The sequence below is a fragment of the Nostoc sp. JL34 genome (assembly GCF_017114945.1).
Classification (GTDB): Bacteria; Cyanobacteriota; Cyanobacteriia; order Cyanobacteriales; family Nostocaceae; genus Nostoc.
Genome location: NZ_JABXKQ010000110.1, coordinates 25,998 through 37,577 on the forward strand (window position 1 = coordinate 25,998; position 11,580 = coordinate 37,577).

Annotated in this window: 6 protein-coding genes; 3 read left to right on the top strand and 3 right to left on the bottom strand. The window is 43.6% G+C overall.

The genetic code is table 11. The annotated features are described in order from the left end of the window. Positions 1-268: 268 nt before the first annotated feature. Both nifJ and HWQ44_RS19865 read left to right on the top strand, forming a co-directional pair. A complete protein-coding gene (gene nifJ / locus HWQ44_RS19860) occupies positions 269-3,898 on the top strand; it encodes a pyruvate:ferredoxin (flavodoxin) oxidoreductase (RefSeq protein ID WP_292722047.1) in 3,630 nt (1,209 codons plus the stop codon). 1,062 nt (positions 3,899-4,960) lie between these two features. After that, positions 4,961-7,555 (top strand): hypothetical protein, encoded by a 2,595-nt coding sequence (locus HWQ44_RS19865; protein WP_292722049.1) that lies wholly within the window; start codon positions 4,961-4,963, stop codon positions 7,553-7,555. Positions 7,556-7,641: 86 nt separating this feature from the next. On the opposite strand, the gene HWQ44_RS19870 is transcribed toward HWQ44_RS19865, so the two are convergent. Beyond that, positions 7,642-8,556, bottom strand: coding sequence for a DUF1338 domain-containing protein (locus tag HWQ44_RS19870; protein ID WP_292722052.1), 915 nt, complete (start codon positions 8,554-8,556; stop codon positions 7,642-7,644). A 424-nt stretch (positions 8,557-8,980) separates the two neighbouring features. Between HWQ44_RS19870 and rtcA the strand changes: the two genes are divergently transcribed. Next, complete coding sequence (rtcA, locus tag HWQ44_RS19875; RefSeq protein WP_292722054.1) at positions 8,981-10,030, top strand: RNA 3'-terminal phosphate cyclase; 1,050 nt, start codon at positions 8,981-8,983, stop codon at positions 10,028-10,030. Positions 10,031-10,032: 2 nt separating this feature from the next. On the opposite strand, the gene HWQ44_RS19880 is transcribed toward rtcA, so the two are convergent. Then, a complete protein-coding gene (locus HWQ44_RS19880) occupies positions 10,033-10,830 on the bottom strand; it encodes a Rho termination factor (protein ID WP_292722057.1) in 798 nt (265 codons plus the stop codon). Further along, a complete protein-coding gene (locus HWQ44_RS19885; protein WP_292722060.1) occupies positions 10,827-11,513 on the bottom strand; it encodes a ParA family protein in 687 nt (228 codons plus the stop codon). Before HWQ44_RS19885 ends, HWQ44_RS19880 begins: the two co-directional genes overlap by 4 nt. Positions 11,514-11,580: the final 67 nt, after the last annotated feature.

An 11,580-nucleotide genomic window follows, 5' to 3' on the forward strand; every position in this document is an offset into this window, starting at 1 on the left:
AAAAGAATAAATTGCCTTAAAGTCTTATCAAAGAGAGACTTTGGTGATTGAGTACATTATTAATACATATTAATAGATGCAGGATCGCAGATGAGATATTAATAGATGCAGGATTTGTTGAAAGATAAATTATCCTTTAATCACGGAGTAAATCCTACCGCTAAATTTTTAATGCAGATAATACATTCAATCTCTAATTCTGGCTTTCTGATTCTTATATTCACGTGTTCTGATAATGCAGCTTAGAGGTGGGGACAAAAATCAAATTATGAACAAAACCTTTGCAACCATCGACGGCAATGAGGCTGTTGCCCGTGTTGCTTACAAATTAAATGAAGTGATTGCCATTTATCCCATCACCCCCTCTTCAGCAATGGGTGAATGGGCAGATGCTTGGTCAGCGGAAAGTCGTCCTAACCTCTGGGGTACTGTTCCTAGCGTCGTGCAAATGCAGAGCGAAGGGGGAGCAGCTGGTGCTGTGCATGGGGCATTGCAAACAGGTTCCCTTAGCACCACCTTTACGGCATCTCAGGGATTATTGTTGATGATCCCCAACTTCTACAAAATTGCTGGTGAGTTGACTAGCGCCGTGGTTCATGTTGCTGCCCGTTCTTTGGCTACTCACGCTTTATCAATTTTTGGCGACCATAGCGATGTGATGGCAGCTCGGGCGACTGGTTTTGCCCTGCTGTGTTCTGCTTCGGTGCAGGAAAGTCAAGATTTTGCTCTCATCGCCCATGCTGCTACCTTAGAGACGCGAGTCTCCTTTATGCATTTCTTTGACGGCTTCCGCACCTCCCATGAAGTACAGAAAGTTAAACTGCTCTCAGATGATGATTTGCGATCGCTAATCCACAATCATCTCATACTCGCTCACCGCAGCCGCGCCCTCACCCCAGACCGCCCAGTATTGCGGGGAACAGCTCAAAATCCCGATGTCTACTTCCAAGGACGTGAAGGGGCTAACCCTTACTACAACGCCTGTCCAGAAATTGTCCAACGGATCATGGATGAATTTGGAGAACGCACGGGAAGGCATTATAAAATCTATGAATATTACGGTGCCAACGATGCTGATCGCGTTATCGTTCTTATGGGTTCAGGCTGTGAAACCGTCCATGAAACAGTAGATTATCTTAACGCCCGTGGTGAAAAACTTGGTGTAGTGAAAGTGCGACTTTACCGCCCCTTTGATGTCCAAAGGTTTGTTGCAGTCTTACCAACTAGTGTAAAAGCGATCGCAGTTCTCGACCGCACCAAAGAAGCAGGTAGCGCCGGTGAGCCTTTGTATTTGGATGTTGTTGCTGCTATTCATGAAGCGTGGGGAGAAGAGGCAGGGGAGCAGGGAGCAGGGAGCAGGGGGAAGGATTTTCTCCCCCGCCCCCTGCCCCCTGCCCCTCTGCCTAAAATCATCGGTGGTCGTTACGGTCTTTCTTCTAAGGAATTTACCCCGGCGATGGTGAAGGGCATTTTTGACAATCTTGCTCAAGCTAAACCAAAAAATCACTTTACGATTGGGATTAATGACGACGTTAGTCATACTTCCTTGAGCTTTGACTCTAACTTCTCTACAGAATCGGATAATGTTGTCAGGGCAATGTTCTATGGGTTGGGTGCTGATGGTACTGTTGGCGCTAACAAAAACTCCATCAAGATTATTGGTGAAGAAACCGACAATTATGCCCAAGGCTACTTTGTCTACGATTCCAAGAAATCTGGCTCAATCACCGTTTCTCACCTCCGTTTCGGGAAAGAGCCAATTCGCTCCACCTATCTAATTGACCAAGCTAACTTTATTGGTTGTCATCACTGGGGATTTCTGGAACGCATCGATATTTTGAAAGCTGCTATTCCTGGGGCAACTTTATTGCTTAACAGTCCATACAATGCAGATACCGTTTGGGAATATCTGCCGGTGAAGGTGCAGCAGCAAATTATCGACAAGCATTTGAAGTTATACGTAATCAATGCTAGCCAGGTTGCTCGTGAAAGCGGCATGGGTGGTAGAATTAACACCATTATGCAGGTATGCTTCTTTGCTTTAGCGGGTGTGTTGCCGCAAGAAGAAGCGATCGCTAAAATCAAACAAGCGATTGACAAAACCTACGGTAAAAAAGGCGCAGAAGTTGTCCGCATGAACTTGCAAGCTGTAGACAACACCTTAGACAACTTGCATAAGGTAGATGTGCCACAAACAATCCCCACTCCTAACTCCTCACTTTTAACTCCTCACTCTCCACTTAATTCTGCTCCCGAATTTGTGCGAGAAGTTCTGGGCAAAATCATGGTGTGGGAAGGTGATGACTTACCTGTTAGTACACTACCCGTTGACGGCACTTTTCCCGTTGGTACTGCCAAGTGGGAAAAACGTAACGTTGCCGAAGAGATACCTGTGTGGGAGCCGGATGTTTGCGTCCAGTGTGGTAAGTGCGTCATGGTTTGTCCCCACAGTGCCATTCGTGCCAAAGCTTATCAACCGGCTGAGTTAGTCAATGCACCAGGAACCTTCAAATCAACTGGTGCAAAAGATAAAGACTTTGCTAATCAAAAATTTACCATTCAAGTTGCCCCAGAAGATTGCACGGGATGCACGATTTGTGTAAATATTTGCCCTGCTAAAGATAAATCTGAGCCATCGCGGAAAGCGATTAATATGGCACAGCAGTTGCCATTGCAGGAGCAAGAGCGGAAAAACTGGGATTTCTTTTTGAGTTTACCTAATCCTGACAGGCGATCGCTAAAATTAAACCAGATTCGCCAACAACAACTGCAAGAACCACTATTTGAATTCTCTGGTGCTTGTGCAGGTTGTGGTGAAACACCTTATTTGAAATTATTAACACAATTGTTTGGCGATCGCGCCGTCATCGCCAATGCTACAGGTTGCTCCTCAATTTATGGTGGAAATCTCCCCACAACTCCTTGGACAACCAACGCCGAAGGACGTGGCCCGGCGTGGTCTAATAATTTATTTGAAGATAACGCCGAATTTGGTTTTGGCTTTCGCCTCTCCCTCGACAAACAGGCTGAGTTTGCAGCGGAATTGTTGCAACAGTTGGGGAGTGAAATACATGAAAACCTTGTCTACTCTATCCTCAAAGCTGAACAAAAATCTGAGGCTGACATTTGGGAACAGCGCGAAAGGATAGAACTGTTACAGCAGAAGTTAGATGAAATTGTCACTTTCGACCCCAATCTCAAATCCAAAATCCAAAATCTCAAATCCCTTGCAAATTACTTAGTGAGAAAAAGCGTCTGGATTGTTGGCGGTGACGGTTGGGCTTATGATATAGATTTTGGCGGTATAGATCATGTAATTGCTAGTGGTCGAAATGTCAACATTTTGGTGATGGATACAGAAGTGTATTCTAATACAGGCGGTCAATCTTCTAAAGCTACACCACGAGCCGCAGTTGCCAAATATGCCGCCAGTGGTAAGCCTGCACCAAAGAAAGATTTAGGGATGATTGCCATGACCTACGGAAATGTTTACGTAGCGAGTGTAGCCCTTGGTGCTAGAGATGAACATACCCTCAAAGCATTTTTAGAAGCAGAGGCTTATGATGGCCCATCACTGATTATTGCTTACAGCCATTGCATCGCCCACGGCATTAACATGACCACAGGGATGAATCATCAAAAAACTCTGGTAGAATCAGGTCGTTGGTTGCTATATCGGCATAATCCAGAGTTGCTTAACCAGGGTAAAAATCCATTGCAATTGGATATGCGATCGCCTACGCAATCTGTAGAACATTCGATGTATCAAGAAAATCGCTTTAAGATGCTCACCAAGAGTAAACCAGACGTAGCCAAGCATTTGTTAGAACAAGCGCAAGCTGAGGTAGATGCCCGTTGGCAGATGTACCAATATCTGGCAAAACGCGATATTCTCTGAACATTAGCCTTGATTTTAGTTATAAAAATTGCGACTTTAGTAACTCAAGTCGCAATTTTCGTTATAAAATAACCATTTTGATTAGTAAAATCGTTATTTTCGTTACAAACATCAGAATTTTCGTTACAAAAAACCATTTTGGTTAGTAAATTCATTATTTTTGTTACAAACATTATAATTTTTGTTACAAAATCACCATTTTGGTTACTAACGCTGTGGTTTAATTTGTATTGAACCACAGCGTTAGTCAAAAAACGCGCAAATGTTGGGTTTCCTTCCTCAACACAATCTGTAAAAAGAGTGTGATCTCTACAACGGACTGTGACGCTCGAACGCAAGAGCGTGTTGCAGACAAGATTTACTGAATGCTTCTTTACGAGACATTGCGCGTAGCTTGTTTCCCCGTAAAGGTACGCTATGGGTGACACAAAAACTTTACATAGCACTTCCTAAAATTCACTCTAACTTTACTAAAATGACACCCAGCCTCTTGACAATGCTTAGATGTTTATAAGAGTATTTAAGTGCATTAACGCTTATAAAAGTAATTTTTGTTTACAAAGTCAGAACGGTTAACTAGCTGACACCAAAAGACTGCTATCAATACAATTTTTAATTGGAAGCTTGTAATTCGTGATTAAATTTTCTAATTACGAATTACAAGCTTACAAATTATTCAATTACCGCTATCGGTCAGATATGGCAGCAGATAAACATCAAAGAGAGTAAGCGAGGAAATATTAATAGATGTGCAGCTCAATTTAGAAGAGAGCCGGAGCGTAGGCGTAGCCCGTCGTAGACATTGCCCAATCTACAACACAGTAAGTGATTATCAATCTAACGGCAGTGCTGGGGAGGCTAGGAGAGCAAATTGTATCAGTATTTTTGTGAAAAATCCTGACGAACCAGCTTGCTATTCAGCCTCTCAGTACAGCTTGGCGTAAAGAAGCCACCCATTGGAAAGCTCTAAAACTCTTGCGTAATCGGAATTACAAATTACGAATTACGCCTTGCAGTACTTGTACAGACGCGATTAATCGCGTTTCTAATACTGGAGAAATAATGGCAAATTCAGTTTTCAACCTTTCCACCCTCAACGGCACTAACGGCTTTGCCATCAACGGCATCAATCCAGGTGACTTCTCAGGCTCCTCTGTCAGCAATGCAGGGGACATCAACAACGATGGCATTGACGACCTGATTATTGGGGCATTTGGTGCCTCCCCTAACGGCAACTATAGTGCTGGGCAAAGCTATGTAGTGTTTGGGGGGACGAATCTGGGCAGTGGCAGCACCCTCAACCCCTCTGATTTGAATGGCACTAATGGCTTTATAATTAACGGCATTGCAGGAGGTGACTATTCAGGCATCTCAGTCAGCAATGCAGGGGACATCAACAACGATGGCATTGACGACCTGCTTATTGGGGCATTTGGTGCCTCCCCCAACGGCAACCATAGTGCTGGGCAAAGCTATGTAGTTTTTGGGGGAACGAATCTGGGCAGTGGCGGCACCCTCAACCTCTCTGATTTGAATGGCACTAATAGCTTTATAATTAACGGCATTGCAGAAAATGATCGCTCAGGCATCTCAGTCAGTAATGCAGGGGACATCAATAACGATGGCATTGACGACCTGATTATTGGGGCATATCGTGCCGACCCCAACGGCGAAGTTGATCCAGGGCAAAGCTATGTAGTGTTTGGGGGAACGAATCTGGGCAGTGGCAGCACCCTCAACCTCTCTGATTTGAATGGCACTAATGGCTTTATAATTAACGACATTGCACAAGATGATCGCTCAGGCACCTCAGTCAGCAATGCAGGGGACATCAACAACGATGGCATTGACGACCTGATTATTGGGGCAATATATGCCGACATCTACGGCAACTTTTTTCTTGGGCAAAGCTATGTAGTGTTTGGGGAGACGAATCTGGGCAGTGGCGGCACCCTCAACCGCTCTGATTTGAATGGCACTAATGGCTTTTTCATTAACGGCAGAGAAGATAATCTTAATCCCGCAGGCACCTCAGTCACAGGCACCTCAGTCAGCAATGGGGGGGACATCAACAACGATGGCATTGACGACCTGATTATTGGGGCATATAGGGCCTCCTCCAACGGCAAATTTGAGACTGGGCAAAGCTATGTAGTGTTTGGGGGAACGAATCTGGGCAGTGGCGGCACCTTCAACCTCTCTGATTTGAATGGCACTAATGGCTTTATAATTAACGGCATTGCATCATCTAACCAATCAGGCACCTCAGTCAGCAATGGGGGGGACATCAACAACGATGGCATTGACGACCTGATTATTGGGGCACCTTTTGCCTCCCCCAATGGCAAATATGATACAGGCAATAGCAAATATGATGCAGGGCAAAGCTATGTAGTGTTTGGGGGAACGAATCTGGGCAGTGGCGGCACCTTCAACCTCTCTGATTTGAATGGCACTAATGGCTTTATAATTAACGGCATTGCATCATCTAACCAATCAGGCACCTCAGTCAGCAATGGGGGGGACATCAACAACGATGGCATTGACGACCTGATTATTGGGGCACCTTATGCCTCCCCCAACGGCGGCTACTCAGGGCAGAGCTACGTGGTATTTGGAGGGAAGAACATCGGCAGTGGCAGCACGATTAACCTAACGGGAACTGCCTCAGTAGACACTCTCAAAGGCACAATTGGGAACAACATCATCGACGGCAAAGCTGGTAACGATACCCTCACAGGCAACGGTGGTCAAGATAAGTTTGTAATTCGCCAAAGTGATGGTAATGATATTATCACTGATTTTGGTGGTGTAGGCAAAGGCACAAACCCATCATTAGCAGTGATTACCAATGTTGATACACTGAAATTTACAGGTAATGGCTTAACTGCCAGAAATCTGCAATTAACTTCTCATGGCAACAATTTAGAAGTCACCTTTGAAAATGTGGCTAACACCAAAGTCACTCTGGAAAACTTCAAATTAGAAAACCTGGATAACCTGCCAGCAACTTCTTCAACACCTGCACTCGGCAATATCCTGTTTGATAAACAGACCAGCATCGCTGACAGTTTTGATGTCTTCGATGCCAATTCCACTCAAACTAGCCTGTTTAGCAAGAACACCGTGACATTCTTCAATGACCTTGACAACAACATCACGGGTTTTGACAACTCAAATGATGTGGTGAATGGTCAGGGGGGTAACGATACCATTAACGGTAAGAGTGGCAACGACCTGCTACGGGGTGGCGCTGGTAATGATACTCTCATTGGCGGTGCAGGCAATGATATCCTTGTTGGTGGTGCGGGTGCTGACAGATTTCTTTACAATACCAATGCTGCTTTTGCCTTTTCTGCTGTTGGTGTAGATACCATTACTGACTTCAACAGTTCCCAAGGTGACAAGATTTTACTGGATAAGACTACCTTTAATGCGATCGCTTCTACTGCCGGAACAGGTTTTAGTAACGCCAGTGATTTTAAAATCACTTCTTCAGCCAGCACTAGCACGGCGAAAATTGTCTACGATCCTGTGAGTGGGCAGTTGTTCTACAACCAAAATGGCAGCGCGGCTGGTTTTGGCAGTGGTGGTCTATTTGCAACTCTAACTGGTGCGCCAACTCTCACGGCATCAGATTTTGTTTTGCAGGCATAGTTTGTCCAAAACACGCTGTTCCAAGCTTAAAGTTTCATGTTTCAAGCTTGGAACACCGAACTCAATCCTTTACTAACAACTCTGGGCTACTTAGATAGACGAGTCATTTCAAATAATTGCTGGGCATTACTTCCTAAAAAAGCATCGAAAAGTACCTGCTTTCCAGATTCTACTTCTACTAGATAGCGGTGGGCAATTTCATAATAGGCGTAAGTCCAAGGGATCTGAATTTCTGCACCACTGTTATCATCTAACACTGTCACCATTTCTGTTACTGCTTGAGTTGCAGTTTGCCGCAAACCACAAGCAACATTTCCCTCTATCTCTGCTTTCATTGGTACACCCAGGTTAGCCAAACCATCGGCGGTAGTATCAATGTCTGGATATTCTGGAGTATTCTGTGCGTTGACGTAGCCTGTGAAATGGTTGACAGCATATCCATGCAGCAATACCCAAGCACCATACTGAGTAACCTGATTCACCTCTTCGACAACAGAACGCTGGGGAGGTAGCCAAGGGCGGGTGAAGACTTGCTGGAGTTGTTTGGCGATGGTTTCAATGTTCGTGTCTTTTTGTAGAAGAGTAAGGGGTGAGGTCAGTTCGTATGGGATTGAAGATACAGTTTTAGAGATGAGTTGAGCAATATTAGTAGGCAATTCATCGACAATCAACTCGCTGATAAACAGTTTGGGTAAGTTAAATTTCTCTTGCTGCGGATGACGATAATGACGGGCGTACAAATGAGTTTGAGCAAAAGTATACTCTCCAGCCGCCACGTAACCCAAGGCTTCTGCAAGTTGCCCAAGGTAATCAATTCCCAAGTTAACTTGACCCCGTGGAGTATCTACTAATAAACGCAAAGACCGAAAGGCGATATGGTCGTTGGCGACAGCCCCACCCGCAGCAGTAATCATTTGCTGGTAGGTACGGGCATAAATTACTCTGGCGCTGTATTCTTGCCAAAGTAATTTCCATAAATGAAAAGCTATTTCGGGTTTCATAAAGGATTGGGGATTGGGGATGGTGGGGCCCTTTCTGGGGATAAGGGGGATTGGGATTGGGGATTGGTTATTCTCCTTGTCTCTTCATCCCCTCTTCTTTTAAGAACTTAACTAATTCGCCGTAAGTCCCCGACTGAATTTGGTACTCCAAATCAGTGGCGGGATATAAAACCTTGCAGTACCAAGTACAGTGTGGGTAGTTCACGCTACTATGTACGCAGAAGTCTTTTAGAGTTACTGCGTAACGTTGTTGAGGCCGATGCAACTAAGGTGCAGGTCAAGAGACTTGTATGTACACCGTAGCTATTTTATCTGTATATTTGTGTAACCTTCTTCCAAAAACCTAGTTGTTGGGCGTTTATATTTGTGGTTTGATTTTAAGAGCCGTGGGGATAACCCAAAATCCAACATCCCAAAATCGCCCATGATTGAAATTGACGGTTCCTATGGAGAGGGAGGCGGACAAGTTCTTCGCACTTCCTTAAGTCTAGCCGCCATTACCGGCGAATCCATACGAATTACAGGCATTCGCGCTGGACGCAAAAAGCCAGGATTGGCAGCACAACACTTAACAGCAGTTCGGGCTGCGGCGAGAATTTGTAATGCCCAACTACGAGGTGATGCTTTGGGTTCAATGGTGCTGGAATTCATTCCAGGTAGTGCTGTGCAAGCGGGAATTTATACCTTTGATGTTACTAAAGTACAACAAGGTGGTTCTGCGGGTGCGATCGCTCTAGTTTTACAGACAATTCTCTTACCTTTAGCACTAGCATCCGGCAATTCCCAAGTAACACTAAAGGGTGGAACTCATGTAAACTTTAGCCCGACAGTGACGTATATTGAGCAAGTTTATCTGCCGATATTGCAACGCATGGGAATAGAAGCCCAAGTCAAGTTAGGTGCTTGGGGGTGGTTTCCCCAAGGTGGGGGAGAGGTAGAGTTACAGGTGGATGGCGGTGGTAAAATCGGCGGGATCAACTTGTTGGAACGGGGAAATTTGCAACAGGTGCGGGGACTAGCAGTGGTAACAGAATTGCCCTCTCATATTCCCCAACGGATGGCGAATCGGGCGGAGAATTTGTTAAGGTCAGCTCATTTGAAAGTTACTGTACACACCTTGCGAGAAAGAGGTGTGGCACCTGGGGCGGGTATTTTCCTAACTGCTGAGTATCAGAACAGCTTAACTGGCTTTGGTGGATTTGGGCGGTTGCGGTTGTCAGCGGAAACAGTTGCAGAGATTGCTTGTCAGCAACTGCTTGAGTTTCATCACACCGGCGCAGCAGTAGATGAACATTTAGCAGATCAGTTATTATTGCCAGCTGCTTTAGCTTCACAAGGAAGTCAGTATCGAGTGGCTGAAGTGAGTAGACATTTGACGACAAATGCAGCAGTAATTGAACAATTTGGGCTGGCGCAAATTACGGTCGATGAAGCTGAGAAAGTAGTGTCTGTGATTCCTATAATTGGTGGATGAGATTAGAGACTAAACACTTTTTTAAGAGCCTTGATTTTTGTAGTATCAATACCACATTCCAGTTGAGAGATAGGATTTAAGCTTTTCCACTTGCCTTTACTAGCACTGAATATAACATCAGATGAGTTTTCTATATCAATAGCTTCAAACCCATCTATTCGGGATTTTGATAAATAAATCAAACGAGTAAACACTTCATCTCTTGATGCAGATTTGATACTCACAATTTCTGGTGGTGGTAGCGGCGATGGATCTGGTAATGGTAGAAGAAAGAATACTTTTGCAAGAGCATCCAACTTTTTGCCTTTAGTAATTCCACATTTCAAGGTAAGGATAGGATTGAAATTAGACCAGTTTTTACGATTAGACTCTGCAATTCGGTTTGTGGCAACAATAGGATCTACACCCTTTAAAGCACTACTTGGTTCTGATATTAAGTATTTCAGTGCGGCTAGAATAGTATCTCGTGATGCTGTATTCAAATTTACTTTAGGTAAAACTTCTCTAGCTAAAATTTTTGCCTGCTCAATAATTTGAGATTCTGGTGAGATGACTATACACCAGACTCGCTCTAACTTAGCTTGTTGAGCAACTGCATATACAAAATGATTACTAACAACTTGATATTGATAGTCACCCATTTCTTTAACAATAACAGGAATCCAATTTCGCCCATCAGCTTGTAAAACGGTTTCTGCTGCTGCTTTGATGATGAATTCCGATTCGGAAAACTTATCTCCAGCTTTAATCTCAGTTAACTTTAGATGCATTAGTTTGCCAATATTATCAAAATCACTCATAAAATAAAGTACTCCTTAGCTAGTTCAAGATAATATTTTGCAGCAGTAGAATCCTTAAAAACTGCTGGAATTCGAGCGAAGGATGCACCCGCTACAATTGCATAACTTGGTAGACTGAATATTTTTGTATTGTTGTCATCTTTCATATACTTAGGATAAAAATAAGGGAGTAAATTAAACTTGGATGCTTTAATTTCTCTGGTAATAATAGATGCAATTTCCTGATTTGCTATTTTAAGCTGAGGAGGAGTGATATTTTCGCCATTAAAAAATATAGGTAAGGCGATTGGCCCACTATCTCGTCTAGCTGCCTTAACTTTTGGTACTAACTCTTTAATTACTTTAGCTGCATTGTCTAAGGATGCTAAATTATTGTGCTTAGTAGGTATCAAAACGGCGTCACAAGCGTAGAGGCTACTTTGACTAAAAAACATCCAGTTTGTCGGACAGTCAATAAATATATAATCATATTCATACACAAAAGCTTTCAGGACATCTTTTAACCTAGCAGACCCCTTTTCAATTCTTGCAGCTAAGTCTTGCTCTGTAAAATTTCCCAGTTTTGGATCTGCGGGAATAACGTCAAATTGTAATGATTTCCCAGATTTAAATTTGACTGTAAACGCTTGAATTGTATCGTGAATGTTTAAATCTGTATCGGATAGACAATCATATAAACTAATTTTTCTTACTTCTAAGTAAGACGAGGTGAAAAAACCAAACTATGTAAAGATAAGTAAATACGTACAA